The 24,539-nt window shown below is 39.0% G+C and carries 29 protein-coding genes; all 29 read right to left on the bottom strand.

The features are described 5' to 3' along the window. Positions 1-186: 186 nt before the first annotated feature. The 29 genes from AACZ87_RS19695 to AACZ87_RS19555 all read right to left on the bottom strand — a co-directional run bounded on the left by AACZ87_RS19695 (position 187) and on the right by AACZ87_RS19555 (position 24,486). Entirely contained in the window at positions 187-573 is a 387-nt protein-coding gene (locus tag AACZ87_RS19695) for a hypothetical protein (RefSeq protein ID WP_339869731.1), read from the bottom strand. Between the two features lie 1,273 nt (positions 574-1,846). Next, the gene (locus AACZ87_RS19690; protein WP_339869730.1) at positions 1,847-2,251 is read right to left on the bottom strand and encodes a hypothetical protein; all 405 of its coding nucleotides are present in this window, start codon (positions 2,249-2,251) and stop codon (positions 1,847-1,849) included. Next, complete coding sequence (locus tag AACZ87_RS19685; RefSeq protein WP_339869728.1) at positions 2,236-2,382, bottom strand: hypothetical protein; 147 nt, start codon at positions 2,380-2,382, stop codon at positions 2,236-2,238. The genes AACZ87_RS19690 and AACZ87_RS19685 overlap by 16 nt, the downstream gene beginning before the upstream one ends. A 48-nt stretch (positions 2,383-2,430) precedes the next feature. Then, positions 2,431-3,267: a universal stress protein gene (locus tag AACZ87_RS19680; RefSeq protein WP_339869727.1), complete on the bottom strand. Its 837-nt coding sequence runs from the start codon at positions 3,265-3,267 to the stop codon at positions 2,431-2,433. A 144-nt stretch (positions 3,268-3,411) separates the two neighbouring features. Then, positions 3,412-5,097, bottom strand: a complete 1,686-nt coding sequence (locus AACZ87_RS19675) for a vitamin K epoxide reductase family protein (RefSeq protein WP_339869725.1) — start codon at positions 5,095-5,097, stop codon at positions 3,412-3,414. Between the two features lie 42 nt (positions 5,098-5,139). Continuing rightward, entirely contained in the window at positions 5,140-6,177 is a 1,038-nt protein-coding gene (locus AACZ87_RS19670) for an NAD(P)-dependent oxidoreductase (RefSeq protein WP_339869723.1), read from the bottom strand. Between the two features lie 64 nt (positions 6,178-6,241). Next, positions 6,242-7,000 (bottom strand): glucose 1-dehydrogenase, encoded by a 759-nt coding sequence (locus AACZ87_RS19665; RefSeq protein WP_339869722.1) that lies wholly within the window; start codon positions 6,998-7,000, stop codon positions 6,242-6,244. 20 nt (positions 7,001-7,020) lie between these two features. Next, a complete protein-coding gene (locus AACZ87_RS19660) occupies positions 7,021-7,248 on the bottom strand; it encodes a heavy metal-associated domain-containing protein (RefSeq protein ID WP_339869721.1) in 228 nt (75 codons plus the stop codon). 48 nt (positions 7,249-7,296) lie between these two features. After that, a complete protein-coding gene (locus tag AACZ87_RS19655) occupies positions 7,297-7,581 on the bottom strand; it encodes a DUF5676 family membrane protein (protein ID WP_339869719.1) in 285 nt (94 codons plus the stop codon). After that, a complete protein-coding gene (locus tag AACZ87_RS19650; protein ID WP_339869718.1) occupies positions 7,556-7,798 on the bottom strand; it encodes a hypothetical protein in 243 nt (80 codons plus the stop codon). The genes AACZ87_RS19655 and AACZ87_RS19650 overlap by 26 nt, the downstream gene beginning before the upstream one ends. A 12-nt stretch (positions 7,799-7,810) precedes the next feature. Continuing rightward, positions 7,811-8,299 (bottom strand): hypothetical protein, encoded by a 489-nt coding sequence (locus AACZ87_RS19645; protein ID WP_339869716.1) that lies wholly within the window; start codon positions 8,297-8,299, stop codon positions 7,811-7,813. A 4-nt stretch (positions 8,300-8,303) separates the two neighbouring features. Continuing rightward, positions 8,304-9,137 (bottom strand): universal stress protein, encoded by an 834-nt coding sequence (locus AACZ87_RS19640; RefSeq protein ID WP_339869714.1) that lies wholly within the window; start codon positions 9,135-9,137, stop codon positions 8,304-8,306. Next, entirely contained in the window at positions 9,134-9,346 is a 213-nt protein-coding gene (locus AACZ87_RS19635; protein WP_339869713.1) for an SHOCT domain-containing protein, read from the bottom strand. The genes AACZ87_RS19640 and AACZ87_RS19635 overlap by 4 nt, the downstream gene beginning before the upstream one ends. Positions 9,347-9,859: 513 nt before the next feature. Continuing rightward, positions 9,860-10,546 carry a cytochrome c biogenesis protein CcdA gene (locus AACZ87_RS19630; protein ID WP_339869712.1) on the bottom strand — a complete coding sequence of 229 codons (687 nt, stop codon included), beginning with the start codon at positions 10,544-10,546 and terminating at the stop codon, positions 9,860-9,862. Next, positions 10,543-10,875 carry a heavy metal-associated domain-containing protein gene (locus AACZ87_RS19625; protein ID WP_339869711.1) on the bottom strand — a complete coding sequence of 111 codons (333 nt, stop codon included), beginning with the start codon at positions 10,873-10,875 and terminating at the stop codon, positions 10,543-10,545. The genes AACZ87_RS19630 and AACZ87_RS19625 overlap by 4 nt, the downstream gene beginning before the upstream one ends. Further along, positions 10,872-11,453: a metal-sensing transcriptional repressor gene (locus AACZ87_RS19620; RefSeq protein WP_339869710.1), complete on the bottom strand. Its 582-nt coding sequence runs from the start codon at positions 11,451-11,453 to the stop codon at positions 10,872-10,874. The genes AACZ87_RS19625 and AACZ87_RS19620 overlap by 4 nt, the downstream gene beginning before the upstream one ends. Before the next feature lie 79 nt (positions 11,454-11,532). Beyond that, on the bottom strand, positions 11,533-11,805 hold the full coding sequence (locus tag AACZ87_RS19615) for a glutaredoxin (protein ID WP_339869708.1): 273 nt from the start codon (positions 11,803-11,805) through the stop codon (positions 11,533-11,535). Positions 11,806-11,892: 87 nt separating this feature from the next. Next, entirely contained in the window at positions 11,893-13,545 is a 1,653-nt protein-coding gene (gene merA / locus AACZ87_RS19610; RefSeq protein WP_339869706.1) for a mercury(II) reductase, read from the bottom strand. Positions 13,546-13,578: 33 nt separating this feature from the next. Continuing rightward, a complete protein-coding gene (locus AACZ87_RS19605; RefSeq protein WP_339869704.1) occupies positions 13,579-14,925 on the bottom strand; it encodes an NAD(P)/FAD-dependent oxidoreductase in 1,347 nt (448 codons plus the stop codon). Positions 14,926-14,971: 46 nt separating this feature from the next. Beyond that, entirely contained in the window at positions 14,972-15,577 is a 606-nt protein-coding gene (gene merTP, locus AACZ87_RS19600) for a mercuric transport protein MerTP (RefSeq protein WP_339869702.1), read from the bottom strand. Beyond that, on the bottom strand, positions 15,574-15,951 hold the full coding sequence (locus tag AACZ87_RS19595; protein ID WP_339869778.1) for a metalloregulator ArsR/SmtB family transcription factor: 378 nt from the start codon (positions 15,949-15,951) through the stop codon (positions 15,574-15,576). Before AACZ87_RS19595 ends, merTP begins: the two co-directional genes overlap by 4 nt. A gap of 109 nt (positions 15,952-16,060) precedes the next feature. Beyond that, positions 16,061-16,285 (bottom strand): hypothetical protein, encoded by a 225-nt coding sequence (locus tag AACZ87_RS19590; protein WP_339869700.1) that lies wholly within the window; start codon positions 16,283-16,285, stop codon positions 16,061-16,063. Positions 16,286-16,519: 234 nt separating this feature from the next. Further along, entirely contained in the window at positions 16,520-17,749 is a 1,230-nt protein-coding gene (locus AACZ87_RS19585) for an MFS transporter (RefSeq protein WP_339869699.1), read from the bottom strand. Further along, complete coding sequence (locus AACZ87_RS19580; protein ID WP_339869697.1) at positions 17,749-19,851, bottom strand: copper-translocating P-type ATPase; 2,103 nt, start codon at positions 19,849-19,851, stop codon at positions 17,749-17,751. The genes AACZ87_RS19585 and AACZ87_RS19580 overlap by 1 nt, the downstream gene beginning before the upstream one ends. A gap of 297 nt (positions 19,852-20,148) precedes the next feature. Next, a complete protein-coding gene (locus tag AACZ87_RS19575; RefSeq protein WP_339869696.1) occupies positions 20,149-20,472 on the bottom strand; it encodes a phosphoribosylpyrophosphate synthetase in 324 nt (107 codons plus the stop codon). Positions 20,473-20,484: 12 nt separating this feature from the next. Further along, positions 20,485-21,789, bottom strand: a complete 1,305-nt coding sequence (locus tag AACZ87_RS19570; RefSeq protein ID WP_339869694.1) for an APC family permease — start codon at positions 21,787-21,789, stop codon at positions 20,485-20,487. A gap of 26 nt (positions 21,790-21,815) precedes the next feature. Continuing rightward, a complete protein-coding gene (locus AACZ87_RS19565) occupies positions 21,816-22,499 on the bottom strand; it encodes a hypothetical protein (RefSeq protein WP_339869692.1) in 684 nt (227 codons plus the stop codon). A gap of 17 nt (positions 22,500-22,516) precedes the next feature. After that, the gene (locus tag AACZ87_RS19560) at positions 22,517-23,377 is read right to left on the bottom strand and encodes a restriction endonuclease (RefSeq protein WP_339869690.1); all 861 of its coding nucleotides are present in this window, start codon (positions 23,375-23,377) and stop codon (positions 22,517-22,519) included. 638 nt (positions 23,378-24,015) lie between these two features. Beyond that, entirely contained in the window at positions 24,016-24,486 is a 471-nt protein-coding gene (locus tag AACZ87_RS19555) for a universal stress protein (protein WP_339869689.1), read from the bottom strand. Positions 24,487-24,539 lie beyond the last annotated feature (53 nt).

Here is a 24,539-nt window from a genome sequence, read left to right as displayed (position 1 = left end):
TGAAATTGTTCGTTTTTGAAATTCCGCAGGAAAGTCCTGAGAATCATTAGGAAACCTATGCTAAATGGATTAAAATCGACACTATTTTCCTATTGAGAACTAGGTTCTCGTTAGTCATTTAGTCAATAGGCTTTAGAAATAGGGATTTTGAAAATCAATGAAATTGATCTTCTTATTGAAGAGGAATCAGATAATAAAGGACTGATACAAAATCCTCCGATGAACCGCTTTTGGAGGCGGATCAATAACGTGTGATGGACTACCAAAATTTTCAAATCCAACCAGTTTGAAAGTGACTGGCTGAACGATAATTATCTCACCAATCGAAGGGAATTCAACGTGAAGTTGATTTGCCAACACCTTGGCTCCATTTAAAAATGAATAGGTTAAATCGTCGCAACAATCATCTGTTGAGGAGTCGGAATTATGAGAATGAGTTCCTTCAGCAACCTCTACATGATGATTGACATCGTGAGAATGACTTGCTTCTTCGTTTGATAATACAGTATTGCAGATAAAAAATGTACCATAGACTCCTGTAATGGAGGCCAGAAAAAATACGGCAATCGCCATAACGTTCATTTTTCTTAATCGGAACACCTACTACTAAACTCAAATACAAAATTAAGGTTGCGATAATTTGTACTTTATTATCAAATGAATAATGGTAGGAGGAATATGATAAATCTAAGTCTAAATATCATACAAGAACTGCTCATATCCGCTCCCAAGTGGGTCTTTATAGTGGGCATGAATTCATGAGTTGCGCCTCGCTATACTTTTCATCCCAACGGAACCGAAGAAATCCAGACTCCGGTTTCCACCCATGGGTAACTGAATCATGACCATTCAACGCCCACTGCCAACCCACTCTGGCATAAAGTTCATCAGCAATAGTCCGTATTTCGTTTTCAGATTAATTTTCACCTGAAAAATAATTTTGTGCAGTCAACCCTCCGGCCAACAATATAGCAGTATCAATCGTGGACAATTCACTATTCAAGGCCCCTTTTCCAGTTTGCATATTCAGGAAGTGATATTAGAATCCCTTGTATCCTGTTGCATCCACTTCGATATCCTGATTACTGGTATGCAAAAACTTTAAAACCACAAGGGTCCTCCTGATTGCATCGTCCCTAAATAAATATCCACGCACAGAGCCTACGACATAGCAGCTAAGCCACATGCCTACCATTGCTATACTTGATGGAGATCCTGGCTTTTATCCGCTATTAACCCGGCATGCCTGTTCACCTATTTCAGAAAGTACCCAAAGGTTTCCCGCTGCAGCTGATCTATCATTCCTGTATCGGTACTCTGGGAATTTATCTTTTGCAAGTGTTTAGATCTTAATTGTTGCATCATTCTACTGCTTTTACCTGAATTTCACTTTCCTATTTTAGATGCTTATTTATATTTTGCTGTCTTTATCGATTAACTAACAGACCCTGTACTTTCAAGAATTACCTTGCTGACCTACGCCATATGATTTTTCTATTCCACTTTAAAGGTGAGATGAAGCTTATATTTTAAACTATTGCTTTTTGATAGTAATTAAAAAATATTTTACTAATCTCATTAAACGACAGTTTTATAAATATTGGAAGCTCTATAATACTTTGTTTTAAATCTTTGTGGCTCTAGGAATAACTCCCTCAATTCATTCATAACATTCTATGATAAACTAATTTGTCATTTTAAATCACCCATAGGTATTTCTACATAGGACAGTAAAAATATTTTGAAAGGATTTCTATCTCGATAACAGCACACATATCTCCCAATAATATAATTACTAAGCAGGCAATGATAAAAATATAAGAGCTAATAAACTTATTCATCACAATTATTTTTTTCCTCTCTTTTCAAGCATCTTATTTTCTATTATTTCCTTTTTAATATCCTGCCGGACCAGTCCGAATAAACTCATATAGATGTTGGCAATCCACACCAATGAAAATCCTGCAATTATATAACCTCGCCAATCACTCATCAGTAATGTGTAATTAGTCATAAAAAGAAAAAGAATCGTTACGTAATGGCTGAAGCAATACTCACAGGTAAAGATGTAAAAGAATTTTCTTTCCAGTAAAGTTTTACCACGCACACTTCGGTTAATACAATAGTCTCTGGGTTCGCGAAAAACTTCTTCGTGGGTTACTGTCCATGCAATGCAGGCAATGGGTATGGCCAAAATAAAAAGCCAAAGTATTTGTATGGAGACTGTCACGGAGCTTATTGCCTCAAACATCTTTGATCCATTTCTAGCTTCTCGCTGATTACAAATAAACTTTTAGCTTTGGCTAGAAAACTGGTTCTATCCTCACCAATGCCTGAAAAACCTCCCGCAGTAGCCATTATTTTTCTTACTAGTTTCTTCATTATCTTTCTAGGGTTTAGTGACTAAAATTCCAAGTATAAAAAGCGAAGTTACTCGTTTATAGAATAAGTCCATATTGGGCAATCCATACGATTGACAACCTCTTCAGCCACACTTCCTGAGAATAAATGAGCCAGACCTTTACGACTATGCGTACCCATAGCAATCATATCCGCCTTATTCTCAATAGTGAAATTGATGATGGCATCCGATTCGTAAAAATCATTTCGCGTGTTAATTGTATAGTTTTGAAGATCAAAATCCCTCGCATACGCTTCCATCATATCTTTTTCATCTACTGTTCTCTTCATATTGTGAGGTGTATTCACCAACAACAGATGAAGTTTCGCAGAAAAGAAATTTTGCAACTCCTTAATATGAATCAGTAATTTATTTTGATTCGGATCAAGTGTTGTGGGAAATACAATGTTTTTGATGTGCGAAAATTCATGCGATTTCCTAACGGCCAATACTGGTAATGGCGAGAAGCGGACAACTTTCTCAGTATTTGATCCCACAAGAAATTCTTTAAACCCGGTTGCCCCTTGTGTACCCATAACAATCAAATCCAATTTGTATACCTCGGCTATACGGGTAATAGTCTTTGTAATGGGGCCGTGCTCTATCAATGAGCGGACTCTTACCCCTTCCTTTGCCCACTCACCTTTTAGTTCCTCAAAATTCTTTTGGGCTTTCACTTCCATATCCTTTAAATAATTCTCCTCAAAATAAAGTGCTGGCACCTGTATTGTACCGCGCAAAACAGGAAGCTCAATTACATGGAGTAAAATAATTTCTCCTTTGCTTTGTTGCGCAATCTTAAGTGCAAATACGAAGGCTTGGACTGCCGAATCAGAGAAATCGCAAGGGACGAGTATCTTTTTCATTGGTTTTATTTTATGGTAATAATCATTAGTAATATTTATTTCTTAAAATGGATCTGAGAGTTTGTTTGATTCGCTATATGCTGTGATTGTCATTTTAACGTTTGATGCTTGAAAACGCCCTACCCTATTATCAAAAAACCTTATTTACACTACATATTTATCCCAAAGTCCGTAGGTTTCTTTGATTTTCCCTTTGGAAAAGGAAAGTGCCATTATGATAAGTCCAGCAAGGCTACTGCTTAGGGTGTGCACCATATTGCTATCCTCTATCAACCAAGGCATAACTACCAGTGCTAGACCTAACAATACGTTGAAATAGCGAAAACTTCTGAGTACTTCGGCCATGGCCACTACCGCAAAAACGATCACCAGTGCTCCTCCTAAGTGGTTCAAGTTTGCAGCAGATGTTTCTATTCCCATCTGGAAAACGGTTGGGGAAATCATCAACCAAAGTCCAATGATTACAGAAATAGTTAATTGCCAAGGAGCAGTCATTCCCCATAGTGATGATTTAAAAACCTTCCAAGGGTTGTCGACAAAGTTTGCCAAGTCAGGGGAACGTTGATCGTTTTCAGTGGAAAGCGCTTCTCCGCCTTTCCAAAACACAGTCCATAACGAATCTCCTTTCTGTTTTCTCTGCACCATGTGCTGCCACATAGCAATGACTTCATCGATTTGTAAAGGAATCATGGGAAGCATAATAATGGCAGAAAATAGGCAAAGTGCACACCATGCACCTACGGTAAGTGGCTGGGAAACCACTAGGAATATACTCACAAACCCAAGTGGAATGACCAAAATTCCAAAAAAAGTAACCATCCAGGGCATAGTCCGCCATCGGGAAGTGCCGCCCATAAATCCCATTAGAAATTCCAGCGTATAGGCAAGCGTGCCCAGTGCCGCATCTGAAATGGGGAAACTATGCGACATATCGGAGTTCAAAACATTTAAGGTGCCTTCCCCAAAAAAAGGATCCCAAACGGTATCTATATAACCTAATTGAAATGCTCCCAAATAACGGGAGGCAATCCACCCGATAAATGCCAAGCCAATCATAATAGATCGCTGTGGCCAGCTGGATGGATTGTAACTCCAACCGCTAGGCACATTGCCACCCATTTTCATATACCGGATCATATTGGGCATGCCGGGTATGAGAATGGATAAGGCAATAATTAAAACCCCGACCATAGTACCGTTATAATAGGCGATAGCAGTTGGTGCCCAAAAAATAAATGGGGCCATGCTGATCCATATCCCAATAAAACAACTAATCCAAACGCTATAAGGACGGTTTGGCTTAAGGGATCTCCAACCAAAAATTACCAGAAGCACCCCACTAATGATATCGCTCCAATACATGGCAGCAATACGATCACTAAGGGACAACCAAACTGGTCTTCCTCCAGCAGGTGCTACCACATTCTTGCCATAATCAAAAGTAAGTGGTGAAGTGATCATCCAAAATCCCAGCAATACAATAACCCAGTAAACCCAGAGCGTTTGTTTGTGGTGATCTTTCAACATTTTCATACGATCATCTGCACTCATTTTCATCGCGCCCATATCCATATCCATGTGCTTATGGCCCTTTTTGTGTTCGTGGCCTTCCATGTCCATCATTGGTCGGGTGACGCCTCGTGAGCCCATCCCTTCCATTTTGTGAGCTTGTTCTTCCCCTTTGGGTACAAGCTTCATCCCGCATTTAGGGCATTTTCCCGGTTTATCACTGATAATTTCAGGATGCATGGTGCAAGTGTATTGTGCCTTTTGTGAGGATTTACTCGCATCGCCCTGATTGGAAGAAGAAGAAGGGTCATTTTTTTTCATAATACACTTGGATTAGGTTAATGTATATTCATTCCTCAATGTCTATTCAAGTTTATTTACCTGATAAAATTTCTTTGGATTGGCCTTTAAGTTTTCAACCATTTTGGGCAGGGTATCTCGCAAACCGTGTTTTGGTTTCCACCCCAACAACTTTTTAGCTTTGGAACTGTCCATTTCAAAATGGTCATCAGCTAAGTCAATCATCCAGGGTTTTATAAAGGCTTTACCAAAAAGGTTTTGCATAAATGCCCCGACTTTGGCAAACCACTTTGGAATAGGGATAATCGATGATTTTTTACCGGAAAGTGCTTTACTGATAATATCCTGCAATTCCTGATAGGACAATGTCTCATCATCCCCAATATTTAAGACGACTTCCTTTGGAAGGTCATTCCTTTTTTCAACAGCAAGGGCCAACGCATTGATGACGTCATCTCTATGCACATAAGTGCTGCCATGGGCGGTATTAGCGGGATAGAGCCGTGCTGAAATTTGTTTTTCATAAATACGCTGTACCTGATTGGTGATGGGTATTGAACTACCTTCTTCACTATACACACCCGCAATTCGCATCATTACTACAGGAATTTCACCCCGTTTGTCATGCATCACTTTTTCAGTCGTGACTTTAGATTTAGGATAATCCCATTTAGGTTCCAACGGCGATTCTTCAGTAATTAAAACTCCTGGAGAGGAAGGTTTATAAACTAGCATACTGCTTGAAAAAATGAATTGCTCCACTTCAAAATCCTGCAAGTATTTCAGCATCCGCTCAGTGCCTTTCACAGTCACTTTATCATACAGCTCAGAGGGTTCGCCTAAGAAATCGTAATATGCCGCGAGATGCACAACCGATGCTATTTTGTTACCATAGGCGTAGCGAATTCTTTTGAATGCAAAGGCCATTCGGTCATCGTCGGTGAGATCCACACATACACATTCTGCCTCAACGGGCGGAAACGGAGAGCCATCTTGGTCAAATCCAACAACATGGTATTTTTCAGCAAGTTTATGAATTAAGGCTGAGCCTATCATTCCACTGCTTCCTGTCACAATTATTACTTCGGTTTTGTCTTTCATTATAATATTCTATTTCCTAAAAAATTATAATTCATTTTTTAGGGTCTAATTGGTATGAAATATTTTATTGAGTTGTATAGCCTCCATCAATTGTGTAATAAGAGCCAGTTACAAAAGAAGATTTTGAAGAACTTAGCCAGAGCACTAATTCGGCAACTTCTTCTGAAGTACCTAACCTGCCAATGGGGTGAAGTCCGGCTAGTGATTTTATAGTGTCTTCATCGAGTGAATCGGACAGTAAAGGCGTATCGATATATCCCGGCCCCACTGCATTGATGCGTATTTGTTTATCAGCATAATCCAATGCAGCAGTCTTGGTAAGTCCCACAACACCATGCTTTGCAGCCACATATCCAGGTACGTTTTTAGAACCTACCATTCCAAGTATGGACGCCATATTTACTATACTGCCACCTTCGCCAGTGGTTAACATGGCAGGAATCTGATAACGCAAGCCATAAAACACACCCGACAAATTGACACTTATAATTTTGTCCCAAGCGTCAATGGAATACTCTCCCGTTGGAGCTAATTCTCCACCGATGCCAGCATTGTTGCAGGCAATGTGCAAACCACCGTATTTCTTTACGGCCATTTCCACCATTGATTTTTGGTCATCAGGTTTGGAAGTATCTGCTTTTATGAAAAAAGCTTCTCCCCCTTTTGATTTAATGAGGTTCACCGTCTCATTTCCACCTTTTTCATCTATGTCGGTCACGACAACTTTTGCGCCTTCAGATGCATATAGTAATGAAACTGCTTTGCCAATACCAGAACCTGCTCCTGTAACAATGGCCACTTTGTTTTCTAAATTTTTCATCATTTTAATTTTTAAAAATTTAATTAAACTGATTTAAGTTCTGCAATGGTGTAGTGCGTATTCTTTAATGCATCCTGAAGTGTATCCGCTTTAATTATAGCTGAAGAAGTTATCTCAGCCTCTTTCTTTGCAAGGTCAACTGATACGGATGTTACACCCGGTGCAGCAGACAATCTATTTTTAACTGTTGCAACGCATCCTCCACAACTCATACCACCTATGTGATAAGTATGCTTAATTGAATTTTCCATGATTTCTAATTTATTTATGTTTTATCGACGCTCACCGTTACTCTATTATTAGTGCTTTTTGTTAAAAGATATATTATAGACTGCTGCTATCAGCGCTCCAAACAGCCAACCCAGGATAAATATTTCTACTAATCCTATTAATGCTTCAGTCCAGGGAACCTCCATTCTGATAATAGCGCTGGTATCAAAACCATGGAGTAAGCTGTTAAAAAACAGGACAGTACCTTCATGGCCTACCGTAGCCATCAGAATAATACAGCCCAAGTACAAAACAACTCCTGCCACTCCCCAAGCCAAAGCAAACTTTTTAATGTTGATGTGTTGCCTGATCATTTTTGTTTTTAGATTGATTTTCTTGATCATTCTCATGCCCGGAATGGCTTCCGTGTCCGCCATGGCTTCTCATCATAAAGAGGTGAGCAACGAAAAAGATGATGACGAAAATGAAAAGCGAGTTAGTTCCATTAAAGCCGAAAGCCGGCAATAAAAAGAGCAGTAGGAATATGCCTAGGCATCCTACCAGCATCCATGTCATAGAATTATTTCTCATAATTATAGTTTTTTAGTGATGATCTCCATGGTTTTCTATCCCCATCTTTTCTCTGTTTCTCATCATCGTTTCCTTGTCCATCATACCTTCATTATGCATCATATCCATCATCTGCCCCATCACATTGGGCCTATCTTTCATGAGGCTTATCATGTGCTTACACACAGAGGAATCTGACTCAGCCATACTCATCATATTGCTCATCATGCCTTGCGTCATCTCAGGATTATCCTTCATCATGCCCATCATATTTTCATTGTTAGACATCATCATACTCATCAATTCACCATTGTCTTTCATCATCATTAGGGTATGATCATCTTCCATCATAGCCTGCATCAGTTGTTTTGAATGTTCATTATCGGAAATGATAGTCTCATATAGCTGATTTCGGGATTCTTCATTTTCCAACATTTTGCTGACATCCCCCTGTTGCTGACAAGCCGATATGGCTACTATTAATACGGATAATACCGCTGCTGTTTTTAATATCTTCTTCATAATTCTATTTGTTAAGGTTGATACTTAAAATGGGTATTTCAGAATGATTTGCCAGACTTTCGGTGATACTTTTACTTACAAAACTTAAGAAACCTGTTTTTCCATGCGTAGTCAGCGCAATAAGATCAGCCTCTACAGTTTCAGCAAATTTTAAAATCCCGCGCTCTTCATTCAGCGAATTGTATATGTTGGAAGTACAGGTTCCTCCTCGGAGACAGCTTTCGTGAAAAGCATTCATTTTTTCCATGCTCCTGTCGGTCTCCTCAAATGAAAATGGCACATTGACATATAGCAGGTGAATATTGGATTCGTTGAGATCGGCAAACTTCACCACCGTGTTGAAGGGTGTTTTAACATCTTCTTCAAAATTGGACGCAAAAACTATATTCTTAATCGGCCAGATAGATTTTTCTTTGATAATTAATACGGGTACGGTAGAGTCTCTCAATACCTTTTGAGCATTTGACCCAACAAATAGTTCTTTTGCCCCGGATGCACCGTGCGAACCCATTACCACAAAATCATGATGATGAAATGGAATGTGTTTAAGTATTTCTTCTCTACCCACATCAAACACGACAAACCGCTCAGCTTTTACACCCTTATCTTTAGCTTTCTTTACCAGTTTATTAAGTGCGTCTTTAGCATGGCCTATTTCCTTTAAAATTTCAGGAAATCGTTTCTCCTTTTCTTTATCCAACTTTACCCAAGGGATAGGGGTGATTTTAAGATGTAAAAAATGAACTTGAGCGCCAGATTCTTCAGCTATTGAAATGGCAATATCTGCTGCACGGTTTGCAGCATCAGAGAAATCGGTAGGTACTAATATATTTTTCATATTTGCAAATCTTCTCTAATGTGGTCGTATTCCTTCTTATTAATATCTCCTTTTGCATACCTCTTTTTCAAAAGATCTAATGGCGTTTCCTTTTTGGTTTTTTGCCCAGGTATGTCCCAGGGAGTAAAAAAAAGCCAAATCATAAATATTACCCAGACCATCCACCAAATGGTGTGCATACCCCAATAGTGTCCTTCTAACCCATTCATAAAACTTATATTTAAAATTATTTAAATAACTTAAAACGATCATATCAATCTGTGATGACTTAACCCTAATCAAAATTAACAGATTGTTAAGCTTTAGATTTGTTAAATCTTGTCTTTGATGTATGATATTCCGCTATTCAATCATCATAATAGGTTAGCTAAATCTAGCTATATTCATACTTGCCCGAGACTCCTGGAGATGTCTGCCAACCAAAGGTGGTCCACCAAAAATTTGACATGCCTTAATGTCGGTCAAGCGTCGTTATTCATTATAAGAAAAGGCTTTTTTAATAATAACTAAAAGAATATTAGGTGAATTAAACTAAATCAGTTAGCTGACTTCAAAATTTCAAAAAGTTTCCAGCCCTTTTTTATAGACACACGTGCCCAGAATCCTTAGTGTTTAAAATTTACCACTCATATATCCCTTTAGGAAGGATCTGACGCTTTTAATAGCGCTAGGCAGTATTCAGCACTTAGGTCAGCTACATCTTTTAAGAACCTGCTTTATAGTTAGAGGTAAAATGAAAAAATCCTGAAAAAATAAAAACTTAAATAGAGTAATGCCATTCCGCTCAATATTTGAATACTTTTTCTTAACCAAGATAATTTGGCGAGTTTGGAAACAGAACTTGAAAATAGACCAACAAGCAAAAAAGGAAGTCCTCTCCCAATACCAAAACAGAAAGCGAGAAGTAACCCATAGATTAAACTCGCTTTTGCAACTGCAAAGGATAATAAAAGCAATAAAGGAGCGGCTGCTGTACCTAAACTAAATATAAACCCATAAATGAATGAACCACCAATCCCCGGTGTTCGTAAAGATTCAAGTTGTCTAACACGCAAATATGGGCCATAAAAGGCAATTCCTGCTGCGATTAACGCTATGACTCCCATTCCCAAAGCCCAATACTTCCCAAATACTTCGGTCAGAAAAATTCCTGAATAGCCTGCAATAGCTCCTAATAATGTTAAACAAAATACTATTCCAATAAAAAACGAAAAAGTGACTGCAAATCCTGTTTTTGATTTCCGAACAGAAGTACTTCCAACATAACCTGCAAAGCCAAGTCCAACAGGCAATGTACAAGGGCAAACACCACTTGAAATCAATCCTGCAACAAAGGCAATACCCAAACTCAATATTGAACCATCTTGAAAAATACCGGAAAATTCATTTAAAAATTGTTCCAGATTCATTGAGATAAAGTTTTTACAGCTCCAGCATTATAGCCAATTTCATCAATCGCTTGTTTGATTTTATCTAATGCAATGTTATTAGGATTGTATTGTATAGTTGCATTCTTATTTTCAAGACTAACTTTCACTTCATATATGCCATTTAAATCGGAAAGGGTCTTTTTTACTTTTGCTACACAAGCCATACAGCTCATTCCTTCAATCGAAACTTCCACGAACACGTTATCAGCCTGGTTCACATCAGCATGACTGCTTTTTTTCGGATTTTCTGCACATCCTAATAAAATCACAATCATTAGTAATAATGAAAAATTGACAGCGATTTTCATATACAAGTTTTTTTTGGTTCATACCCTGATTTGGTCAAAGCAGTTTCTATTTGTGATTCATTTATCTGATTAGGATCAAACTCCACTTGTACAGTTTTCTGTATCGTTTTAGTTTTTACTTTTTTAATTCCATCTAATTCTTTTAAAATGTCTGATATTTTTTCAGCGCATCCTTGACATACCATATTGCCAATCGTTAAAGTTATAGTTTTCATATTTTTATCTTTGCTTGTTTGTAGAAACTCATAAATGGTCTCCATCTCATTCATTTTGTCAGTTAGCTCGTAAAGATTTAAATTAGGGAACTGATTTCTAATGGTAGCAATTTTCTCCTCTTGGCCGCAATTGCCAGGACAAGCTTCTAATGCCTCTGCAATTTTAATAGCCAATGTTTTTCTGTACACTTCGTCTAAAAGAAGATGCTGAGCTTTTTCAAAGCCGTTGTTAACTGCTTTAAAAAGATTGAGAATTTGTGCCGGATTATCACTTTTATCAAGCATCCTTATGATTCCTTCAACTTGTCCATTGATGCTTTTTAGGCGGATTTTTAGGTCTTTTGTTAAATCTTTTGGCAACATAATGATTGCAGTTAAATGCATTCCAAACACTGAAAATCAGTATTTGGAATGTATGGATACTTAATTTATCAACTTCCTTTTAAATCGCCTTTCCTACTCCGGCAGCGACTAATTCCTCTTTACTTACTCCTCTATCTTTGCAACAGTCAAGCAATTTTCCACTTACAGCTACGGCAGGCAAAGAAGTGATGTTATATTCCTTCATTTTGTCAACACATACTTTAGAGTCACCTTGCTCAATGGTATTATAAACTGTTACTTCGCAAGAGTCACAAGCCATTTCTTTTACCATTTTTACCACTGGTTCACAGACTGAGCATCCAGCTGTAAATACTTCAATTTGTCGTTTCATCTTTTTAAGATTTTAATGATTAAAATTAATTACACTCCAAAGATGGGGGCGGTATAGGGGTGGTCTCCAAATTTTTTTCAATTTAGCCTAACTGGCACAGCAGCTTAATTCCGACACGTCTTTTCCAAAAGTTATCGCTGCTAATTTTATCCCTTCTCCCAAGGTCAAATAGGGATAAAAACTGTCCGCCAATTCTTTTACTGTTATTCCGTATTTGATTGCCATACTTAATTGTTGAATAAGTTCTCCTCCTTCGGGTGCAACTACTCTAGCACCTACCAATTTGTCGGTTTCAGTGTTGCGAATAAGTTTGATGAATCCTCTTGTATCATTTGCTGCAATGGCTCTTGGAACATCTTTGAGTTCCAATTTGGAAACTTCAAATGGAATTCCTTTAGCTTCTGCCTCTGCTTCGTCCAAACCTGCTCCTGCTATTTGCGGATCAGTAAAGACCACCCAAGGCAGCGAAGAATAATCAGCTTTGTTATTTGCTCCTGAAAAGGCATTTTCTACTGCAATTTTCCCTTCAAATGCCGCCGTATAAACGTATGCCGGAGTATTGGCTACATCACCAACAGCATAAATGTTCACTAAATTGGTTTCCATCTTTTCGTTTACCAAAATGTGTCCAGTTTCGGTTAATTCTAAACCTACATTTTGTAAGCCCAATGTTTGGGTATTAGGTGTTGTACCTGTGGCAATCACTACTTTTCCATTTTCTACAATTTCCGTAAATGAACCATCAGGGCGTTTACAATGAATAATTGTTTCACTTTCCTTTTGCTCAAATTTCAGGGCTCTAAAGTTGGGAAGGATTTCAATTCCCTCCTTTCGCATTTGAGTTTCCAATGCTTCACTAATGTCAGGCATTTGTGACCTCAAAACCCGATCGGTAAATTCTATGATCCGAACTTTTACCCCTAGGCGATTGTAAGCCATAGCTATTTCCAATCCTATATAACCTGCTCCCATAATGGTGATACTTTCAGGCTTTTCTTCCAGATCGAAAAGGGAAACATTAGTCAAATAATCGATTTTGTCCAAGCCTTCAATATTCGGAATGTTGGTAGTAGCTCCTGTAGCAATTAAAAATTTAAGGGCTTTATATTCTTTCCCATCTACTTCAATTGTTTTGCTGTCTTTGAACTTTGCCCAACCTTTAAGCATAGTCAAGTTTTCAAAATCGCTTACTACATTCATGTACTTTTTCTCCTGGAGAGTGGCGACCAGCTTCTTTTTGTCTTTGATGATTTGGGCAAAATCAATGTCAACGCCTTTAGGCTTGATCCCTGCAAAGTTGGAATGGGTAGCGTGATAAGCCGTTTCGCCTGCACGGATTAAGTTTTTGGAAGGAACACAACCTACATTCACACAGGTCCCACCAAAGTCTAATCCACCGTTGATCATTAATGTAGTCAAACCTAAACTTTCGGCTTTGATAGCTGCCGAAAATGCAGCCGAACCACCACCGATAATGATGAGGTCAAATTGGTTGTTGCCGCCACTACCATTTTCGGGGATTTCACCTTTTACACGATAGTTTTTCGTGCCATTAATGGTGTTAATAATTTCTTCCTTGCTGGTTTTGGAAGGGTCATAAGCACACTCGCAAGTAGCTTTTGTATAGCTCACATTGGTTTCCTTTATGCCTTCATTTTTGGAAAGTAGTTTTTCAATACCTGTCGCACAGTGGTCACAGGTCATTCCAGTAATGTCTAGATTTATGATTTCTTTATACATTATTTTTTTCTAAATGTTTGAAATTTTAAGTGTTTAAACCATGTAAACAATATCAGCACTAGCTGACGGATAGGTCAATATCATCGTTTTAATATCCTTCGAAGTCCATCCAGCCTTTATGGCCATGGCAAAAAGGTTGATCACTTCTTCTGCATGTGGGCCAATGATATGTGCCCCTAAAATTTTTCCGGTTTCCTTTTCGATCAGGGTTTTATAGGCGTAGGTCTTCTCATTTATCCTTTTGGCCGTAAACCAGTCTGGAACAGCTTTTTTATTCACAATAAATTCAATTCCTTTTTCAGTCGCTTTTTCTTCGGAAAGGCCTACCGATGCCATGGTGGGTAAGGTAAATACTACGGTAGGAATAGCCGTATAGTCGGGTTTTTTAATGTTACCATTAATAATATTGGAAGCTACAATATGCCCTTCCATGACTGCTACAGGTGTTAGTGGTATTCCATCCGTATCAGCAGCGTCACCCGCAGCATATATGTTAGAATTGGTGGTGCTTTGCAAATATTCATTTACCTCGACCCCTCTTTTACTGAATGCGATAGTTGCTTTTTCCAGATCTAGGTCAAAAATTGCTGGTGGTCTTCCGGCTGAATTGATCACAGCTTCCGCTTCCCATTTTTGTTCTCCGTTTTTATCCTTGCCTTTCACAGTAAAAGAATTTCCCAATTTTTCAACGGCTGTAACATTGGTGTTCAACACTACCTTGATATTTAATTTCTGGGTGGCTCCAGTCAACTGCTCCACGATAAACGGATCGAAACTTTCTAATGGCTGTTTGCCTCGATGCAGGATAGTGACTTCGCTGCCAAAGCGGGCTGCCATATGCGCAAATTCAAAGGCGATATAACCACCCCCTATGAAAACAAGCGATTTTGGAAGTGTATCAAAATTCAGGAAGTCGGTACTGGTCAGCATGTGCTCCTCGCCCGTGATTCCTAATACCTTGGGCTTTGCACCTGTAGCTATCACTATTTTTTTAGCCTCTATCGTTTCATCGCCTACCTTCAGTTGATTTTCTGAAATAAATTTAGCCGATTGGTGAAAGGTTTCAATTCCATTGTGCTTATAGCCTTTTTCAATTTTGGGGGGCATTGCATCTACAAACTCTTGCTTTAATTCCATAGCAGCTTTCCAATGGATGGCCGGAACTTCAGCTATTTGTTTTTCATGAAGTCGGGCTGCAAAATCTTTCGCCTCCGTAGCACCCAGCATTATTTTTTTTGGATCGCAACCTCGTAGTGCACAGGTCCCCCCATAGGGCAGCTCATCCGTAATTCCCACTTTTAGTCCTTTGCTAGCACATATGTTGGCAATATTCATTCCTGCCATTCCGGAGCCTAAGACAAAAACATCATATTTATACATAATCAATTATTTAATTAAATTCTTAAATACAGGGCACAAAAAAATACTATTTCTTACCTACCACTTTATAGCCAGTACCGTTAATGGCTTCTTCAATTTGAACCAAGCTTATTTTTGATTGGTCAAATTCTACTTGGGCTGTCGCCTCTTCATAAATTGCGACCACCTTAACAATACCTGGCAGCTTATTCACATCATTTTCTACATGTGAGGCACAGCCAGCACAAGTCATTCCTTTTATATCAAAGGTTACCGATTGAATGTCTGAGGCATTGACAATTATAATTTCTTTGTGATCATTTGAAGGGTAGAAAATGTGCGCGTAGTTTGGAAAAGCAAGCATTAAAGCTGAAAACACGGTTACAATGCCTAAAAATGTTTTAGTCTGCATAAAAGGCTTTTTCTCATCTTCTTCGCAATCGCATTGAATTTCTTCCGCTGTCCTAGGCTTGATTTTCTGGTACCAAGCAAAACCCAATACTAAAACGGTGATTCCGATAAGATATGGCCTTGCGGGTTCCATCCACGAAAAGCTTGCTGCTACACCTGATGCTCCTGAAATGAGTGCCAATACAGGGGTAATGCAGCAAAGTGATGCTGCTACTGCCGATAGCACTCCCGCTCCGACAAGTTTGCTGGTTTTCTCGCTCATACTGTAACTATGTTTGATTTATTAATGATGTGTTTGAAAAAGGGGTGAAATAAGGCCAGTTGTTCTTGTTTTAATGAGTAGAAAATAGTTTGACCCTCTCTTCGACCTTCAATGACATTTTTGTCTTTGAGTTTTCTGAGATGTTGAGAAACTGCAGGGATGCTCATTCCTAAAATGTCTGATAAGTCGCATGGGCAGAGTTCGTTTTCTTCCTCTAAAAGAAATAAAATCTTCAGCCTCACTTCATTCCCTGCAAGCGCCAGCAAACCACTCAATTGACCAAATGCCGAGCCATTGGCTTGGAGTAATTCTCGGCAATGGTTTATTTGATCTTTATCGGCAAATACTCTGATACAGGATTGATTGTTTTCCATGATTTCCTCTTTAGAATTTAATAACGTCATAAATATAACATATTATTGCTTATTTAAGCAATTTCTTAAATATAAAACAGCAATTCTAATTTTAATGGTGACTGAAGACTTACTTTTTTTCGTAACCAAGCAATCTTAAAGCATTGACCACAACAACTATGGTAGAACCTTCATGTATCAGCACAGCCAAACCGATTGAAGCAAACCCAAACAGCGTGGCAGGAATTAATAAGGCCACTATTCCCAAGCTTATCCATAAGTTTTGCTTGATGATTCCTTTGGCTTTTCTACTTAGCCCAATTGCAAAAGGCAAGACCTCCAGCTTATCTGCCATCAGTGCAATATCTACTCAGCATGCAATACCCTGATCGAATAGTTAGTAGTCTATTCCGACAAGAGTACCTGCGGGCTTCTGTTGGTATTGAGAAAACTTGATCCATGTAATTAGGCATGGGTATGGTGAGCCTTATTTTATCAATGGAATCACAAGTATGTAACAGTAGGTATTCCGCTTGGTCTCCTAAGCATTTAGCTATTTTTTTTCATATCAATTATGGATAATAGCAAGCTAAGATTTATTGAATTTTAGTCCCGGCATAGTAAGTAGAGTTACTAGCAGCAGGAATATCCCGATAATCAGAAATGGCAATGAACTACCAAAAGAATAAATCCACATACCTAACAATGGCCCCAATACCTGGCCGATGCTATTTGTAGAAGTTTGAGTGGACAAATAAGTCCCTGTATTACTTTCATCAATGAATGAGATCGAGGCAATCAGGTTTGGTGTCACCATCGCCCCGCCTGTGGCAAAAATTATGATCATCGTGAATACATAGAAGTCAGTTGTTATTAGTGTGAAAATACCCATTGATAAGGCCGCCAGTAAAAACCCTGTAATCAGCTGCAGTCTCATGGGCAGGATATTTTCATCAAAACTGGCAAAGACTGGTTGTAAAACAGCCATGATCAAACCACAGAGCATAAACCCAAGACCAACCTGTGCAGTGTCAAAGACAAGGATATCTTTGGCGTACATGGAAAAAACAGTTTCAAATAGGGTGACGGCCAACTGTATCACTAACGAAAGTAGTAAGAGCCTTAAAAAGACTGGATTGGCCAGCATCGCCGCCATTTTGAGTTTACCTTGCGGGCTATTTGTGTACTGCTCCTTTGGTTTTTTGAGCCATAATACAACAACTACTAAAGCGACTATTCCCAACAATGCAACTACAAGGAAAGGAACACTGAACTTATCCAATAGCAAGTGCCCAAATCTGGTATTAAAATGCAGATTGGTTTGAGCCAGATAACCACCAATCATAGGACCGGCAATGACACCTGCACTAACAGCCACACCTGACCAGGCCAGTATTTTTCTTCGTTGTTTAGTACTAGTAAGGTCACTCAGGTAAGCATTGCTCACAGGTATGACAGAAGAGGAAAATATCCCTCCTAAAATACGGGCTACATAAAGCATGGCTAAAGAAGTTGACAGGCCCGTTAAAACCTGCATTATGACAAAGCCTGACAAGGCCATAATGATCAGTACTTTGCGACCAAATCGGTCAGATAGCTTACCCCAAACAACCGCAAATAACAGTTGAAAAAACGGGTAGATACTGGTAAGGATACCTATGTGATAGTTGATATTCTCATCAGCCACTACACCGGACTTTAGGGCAAGTCGTTCCGTATAGTAGGGTAAAACGGGTAGCAACACACCATACCCACTCATTACTACAAAAATACTAAGCAAGATAATCGCTATCCTGCCAAGCATTTCCCGATTACCCATTACTTGTTACCAATCTTTTTCTTCAATAATTGAGCATTGATCGCTACAATGATGGTACTCAAACTCATAAATACAGCTCCCACTGCTGGCCCCAATACAAACCCCGAAGAATAAAGCACCCCTGCCGCGAGAGGAATAGCAATGACATTGTACCCGGTAGCCCATATCAAGTTTTGGATCATTTTATTGTAAGTGGCTTTACCAAATAAAATCAGGTTGGCAATATCATGTGGATTGCTGTTGACCAGAATAATATCAGCCGTTTCAGCTGCCACATCAGTACCTGAACCCACCGCGATACCCACGTTAGCTTGTGCAAGTGCCGGTGCATCATTTACTCCGTCACCTGTCATAGCGACAAACTCACCCTTGGCTTGTAACTCCTTCACAATCTCTACTTTCTGATGGGGTAGCACTTCTGAATAGTACCCATCTAATCCCAGTTTATCACTTACAGCTTTGGCAGTCTTCTCATTGTCCCCGGTCGCCATCAACACTTTTATGTTGTTCTTTTTAAATACTTTGATAGCTTCTGCTGACTCAGGTCTAATTTCATCCGCAAGGGCAATGTACCCTGCCAATTTGCCGTCAATTAAAACAAATACTACTGTTTCAGCGGCATCGCTATAAGCATCTTCAGGTATAGCTATTTTTTCATCTCTTAAATACCCAGGACTTACTACCTTGACTTTTTTACCTTCTACATTTGCTTCAACTCCTTTGCCCGTAATCGCATTGAAATTGTCAAGCTTAGGTATTGCCACATTATCTTCCTTTACCTTTTTAATAATCCCGACCGCAATGGGATGCGCGGAACTTAGCTCTAGGGCGCTGGCCAGTCGTAATACTTCCTCTGAAGTGTACTGTTTATCAACTGATTCAATACGTGTTACACCAAAATCCCCTTTGGTCAATGTTCCTGTTTTATCAAAGAGTAAAACTGAGATCTTACGTGATTCTTCAAAAGCCGTTCGGTTCCGAATTAATAAACCGTTCTGCGCAGATACAGCAGTAGATATAGCTACTACTAATGGAATAGCCAATCCTAAAGCATGTGGACAGGCAATAACCATTACCGTTACCATTCTCTCCAAGGCATACACAAATGGGAATCCTAAAAATAACCAGACGGATAGTGTGCCAAAGCCTATCGCCAATGCTATATAGGTAAGCCATTTAGCCGCACGGTCTGAGAGATTCTGCATTTTGGACTTAGACTTTTGGGCTTCCTGCACCAGAGTGATCACCTTATTGAGGTAGCTGTCTTTGCCCGTATGCTCTACCTTTACTTTGAGTGAGCCGTTCCCATTGAGTGAGCCGCCAATCACTTTATTTTCCAATCCTTTTTTCACAGGTTTTGATTCGCCCGTTAACATGGATTCGTTCAGATAGCTTTCCCCTTCTACAATAATTCCATCAGCAGGGACTTTTTCACCTGGTTTGATGAGGATAATATCGTCTTTCTTTAAGTCTTCTAATTTCACATCTTCTACACTATCCCCTTTCACTCGATGTGCTTCTGAAGGCATCATACTTACCAGAAGTTGCAAAGCTTTTGAAGCGCCAAGCACGGACTTCATTTCTAACCAATGGCCTAATAACATAATAGCAATTAGGGTGGCAAGTTCCCAGAAGAAGTCCTGTCCAGCAAGTCCAAATACGGTTGCCGAACTGTAAAAATAGGCTACACTGATGGCCATAGAGATAAGGGTCATCATTCCGGGAGCGCCTTGTTGCAGTTCTTCTTTCAACCCTTTTAAAAAAGGCCAGCCACCATAAAAATAAACTATGGTAGAAAGGCCGAAAAGGATGTAAGGATTGCCGGGCAATAACCATTCATAACCCAACAGACCTTGGATCATAGGAGAAAAAACCAAGATGGGGATGGTGAGGATAACCGTGATCCAAAAGCGTTTTTTAAAATCTTCAATCATCATTTTATGGTGATCGTGCCCCGCCATCCCCATCGACACATTACCATGGTCATGTTTCATTATACTATGATCCTTTTTGGAATCATCGTTTTGACCATTGCTCATTTTAGAATGACTCATCTTGGAGTGGTCCATTTCATTGTGCTTATTATGCTCATGATTTTCCATATCTCTTCATCATATTGTTAGGGTATTCCAAATTAATTTTTTCCCGCTGTTCGGCTAATTTTGGTCGCCTTATAATTTCGACACCAGCGGTCGTGTAGTTTTGTTTTCGCTCTACATTAGCTCTATCTCCTCATCAGGGTATAAAGGCCTTCCACAGCGCTGAGCAAACAGTAATTACCATCGGGATAGAACTTATGTTGTAACAGAAGAAGCTCCTTTCGGAGTTTTTTCAGTGTTTTTTTCTCTCAACGTAACCAGCTTGTATTTGAGGATGCATATATATGTAATCTAGCTGACTCATTTATCGGTCATTTTGAGTTTCTGAATCATTGCTTGATTTAGACTTATACTGTAAACCCCATAAGCATCAACCAATATGCCTTTAATACCATTGTTGCCACTGATAGCATACACAATGCTATTATCGTCAGGATTACTCATGCCTTCAAAACGATAGAAAGGATCGATTTCAAAATCCTCCGGATGCAATCGTAGTTTGGAAGTCAGGCATTCCAAGCATTCAGGTTTTAGATTGAGGTCTTCTACATATCCATCTCTTCTCAAAGCGTTAGTAGCTTCGCTCAAAGTGTCGTAAGAGGCATTTCTATTTGCTTTAGTCATGTACTTTAAATTTTAGCCATTCTCAATTTTCTCCCATTCTAAAAACCATCGTTCACCAATAAATACTAAAATCATCAGTACTACAGAAACCACTATTACCAAAAGATCATCGGAGGCTTTTATCCATAGAAATGCCCCCAATACAATTAGGTCTAGTAGAATGGCAGTAACAACAATCGCAGCATTGACATTTACTTCTTTTCTAAGATTTTTTAAAACACCCCACTGAAGTATTATATCCATGGTTAAGTAAAAAATGGCTCCTAGAGAAGCAATTCGGGTTAGATCGAAAAATGCTGTGAGGATAATGGCAATAATTACAGTATAAACCAGCATATGCTTTTGTAACCCACCTGGCATCCCAAAATGTTTATGAGGGATTAGGTTAATTTCCGTAAGCATAGCGGTCATCCTCGAAACAGCAAATATGCTGGCAATGACCCCAGAAATAGTTGCTACAATGGCTATACCCACTGTAAACCACAAACCATACTTTCCAAATGCAGGTTTAGAAGCTTCAGCCAATGAAAAATCTTTGGAAGCTATAATCTCTGGGATTGACAAATTGGCTGAAACTGCCAAAGCCACCAATACATACACCAGGGTGCATAAAAAGAGTGATATTATAATGGCACGTCCCACGTTTTTATTGGGATTCACAATCTCCCCTCCACTATTTGTGATGGTGGTAAAACCTTTATAAGCAAGGATGGTAAAAGCCAATGCCGCTATATAACCGGATACTGAATTATCGCCGGAGATAGAGGAAGGCACGACCTCACCAAATGAAAAACCTGCTGCCCATAAACCGCCAATGGCAAAGATGACTAGGCCCCCGATTTTTATAATTGCCATCGCCAAGGAAGAACTTCCAATTACTTTGTTGCCGGCAATATTAATTAAAAAGGCAACCACCAGTAATACAACACCCAACACAGGCACCCAGATGCTGTTTTGCTCTACATCAAAAAGCTGAAGGGTATAGGACCCAAATGTGCGTGCCACCAGGCTCTCCCCAATAACCATAGAAAAAGCCATTAAAAGAGATCCTGCTGCTGTGATGGTGCCGGGCCCATAGGCCTTTTTGAGGTACATTGCAATGCCACCCGCTGAGGGGTAAGCATTCGATAACTTTATGTATGCATAAGCGCTAAAACCAGAGATAACTGCACCTACTAAAAAAGCTAAAGGAAACAAAGCCCCTGAAAGCTCCGCTACCTGGCCAAGCAAGGCAAAAATACCGGCACCTATCATCACTCCGGTGCCAAGCGCCACTGCCCCGGTTAAACTTAGGCTATTCTTTTTGTAGTTATTCATTATTTGGATTTAGCGAAGTTGAGTCATTAGTTCGCATCATTATAACTCATAGTAAAATAAGCTCCGTCATCCTCCGTGAATTTCTGGCTTAATAGTACATAACCTTCGGTCAGATATTCTTCTACAGTATAATTGATCGTTTTGATTTTAATTCCCATTATGTAAGCTTCGATCACAGCAGTGCTAGTAATATTAACCTTTCCATTTTCTGTTTTCCTGTTTCTGTTTTTAATCGTAACAAGGCTTTTCGATCCGAAAAAACTCAGTACACCTGACTCTATGCTCATCTTTAATTCGATATCTTTTAACGATTTGGATTTGCTACTTTGTAAATCATATAATTGCTTAAAATCTCTCGAGATCACCTCCACCTTTATCTTTTCATCATCAGGATCACTAAAAGGAAATACGTTCAGCAATACATCAAACTCTTTAGGATTGCATTGGAAAGTGGTCGAGTATTTTTCATTTAGTTGGCCCTTTTCATTGTACAACTCTGTAACCACATCTACTTTATACGTTTCTCCCGCTTGACTCAATTCTCCTATTATGAATAGTTGTTTCCCTAAAAGCTGTCCATTTTTATCAAAGTTTTCACGTTCTATTTTTTTTCCTGCTATTTGCTCTATTAACATTTCCTTCCCCTGACCATGCGAAATGAAGGGAACTAATTGCAGAAATGAAATAAGGAGGAAGAGAATGTTGCGCATGTTTTTTTATTTATTTTTTATCCGGCTATGTTGTCTATTTCAGCGCAAATCTCCTTTGCTTCCTTAGTGACCCGTTTGATTCGGGATTCAGAAATCCCAATTTCAGTTAGTAGTTCTGGGTTTTCACAAAGTTCCTTGCATAGTACCACCATGTTATCAATCAGCATTTTCTTTTCAGGTTTCGTGAGTGTGGTGAGGCAAGTAATAGGATGTAAACCAGACACATTAATCCGATCACTTAAACTTCCCTGTTGTGGATAATCCCAACCTATGAGTATCAACCCCGAGCATTTGCCATATTGAATGGCGTCTTCGGTAAATCGAGTGTTGGTTACCAACCAACCTTCATGAAATTTGTTGATGTGGTCTTTACGCTTTTCCCATTGCTTTTTCACGTCCTCAAACCTTGATTTTATATAGAGCGGAATTTTTACATCGCACTTGTAATCCTGACGATTATGAAATTTGCACTCCACCATAAAGTGTTTATTATCCTTTTCGGCTTCTACATCTATTTCGTGACTAACACAATAGCCCTGAATAATTACTCCGACTTTAGTGAGGTATCCCTGATGTTTGAGAAGTTCACCCACAAACTTTTCAAAGGGATAACCTGAAGGCCCCAATTCTAAAATAGCTTGCTTGATTTTATACCTTCCTGCAACAGGTCTTGAGTGCTTACGGAGTATTGAAAATGCCTTTCCATAGATTTTTTTTGTCGACATGCCATCAAAAAGTAGCTTCTCAATTTCGCTCACTATCCGATCTATTACAGCTAAGTCAGCCCCTGCTCTTTCTAGAGATTGCCGCAGCTTAGCCTCTGAAAAAGGCGCTTTTTCCCCTGATGCTTTTGTTATAAAAATAGTCTTTCTCGGCATTTAAGCTACATTAACGATTCAATGTTAAAGTTAGAATATTAGCCCTTGAGGCATTTATGATATCTCACTTACGATGTATGAAATTATGACCTTATTAGATCCAAAAAGCATAGATCAGGTAAAAGCACTTTTTCGACCATTAAAAGGTATAGATCTCAACTATACTTAGCTCTATCTGCTTACGCTCCATACTGAATATGCGTAACCATCTTCCTTTCTACCTTTCTTAACTGTAGAGCCAGTTTAAAAATACTTAAAATCGCCAATAGACGTGTTCCTAAAATACACTTGCAAAAACAACAAAAAACACAATCATCATAGCCAATGTAATAGTAATCCCCAAATCCTATTCCCAACAAACGGATTGTGTCGTTAAGGCAAAGTCTTATGCCTGATTATTTCGGTGCTACTCAAACCTCGAGAAACATCCAGTGACAAGGCCACATAAATTAGCGTGAAAATAAGAATGGAAAAAGACCAGACCTACAAACCCTCCAACAATGATAACCACATGAAATAATTTTGAAATCCTTAAGATCGCTTTCATCAGTGAACTTGTAAGCCGATTCCTTTATGCTAGTTTGATCCTGTCCATTTTTAAACAAATTAGCAGCAATTATTTATTGCCAAAATCACCTTCACTTCTCATCTTTATTTCTTGCAATCATTACCGAACACTTGGCGTGCGTTGCTATATATTGTGAAACAGAACCCAATAAAAAACGAGAAAGTGCGCCATGGCCCTGGGAACCGAGTACAATTAAATCTGCACCAAAGGCTTCAGCTTGTTCTAAAATCTCTTTTTTTGGAAGACCACTTACAACACTGGTGGTTATTTTAAGTGTACCATTTTTGTTTTTCAATGCATTTGCAGCTTCGGCAACAATTTTCTCTGCCGATTTCTCTGCCGATTTTTCTGCTCTGGAAATAACCTCTTTATAGTAGGGGCGAACGGTTTCCATCGTGAGTAGATCTGGAGCCCAGACGGTGGGATGCTCATATACGTTCATGACACTAATTTCACTGCCATTTGACAATGTCATTTTTGCAAGTTCCTTAACGGCCGATTTACTAAAATCTGAACCATCAATTGCTAATAGTATTTTCATAATCTGAATGTTTTGTCAATTTCGTTGTTCTATTAAATGTTTTTAATTAAAAA

Source organism: uncultured Algoriphagus sp. (assembly GCF_963974365.1).
Lineage (GTDB): Bacteria > Bacteroidota > Bacteroidia > Cytophagales > Cyclobacteriaceae > Algoriphagus.
This window is presented reverse-complemented; position numbering and strand designations above follow the sequence as displayed.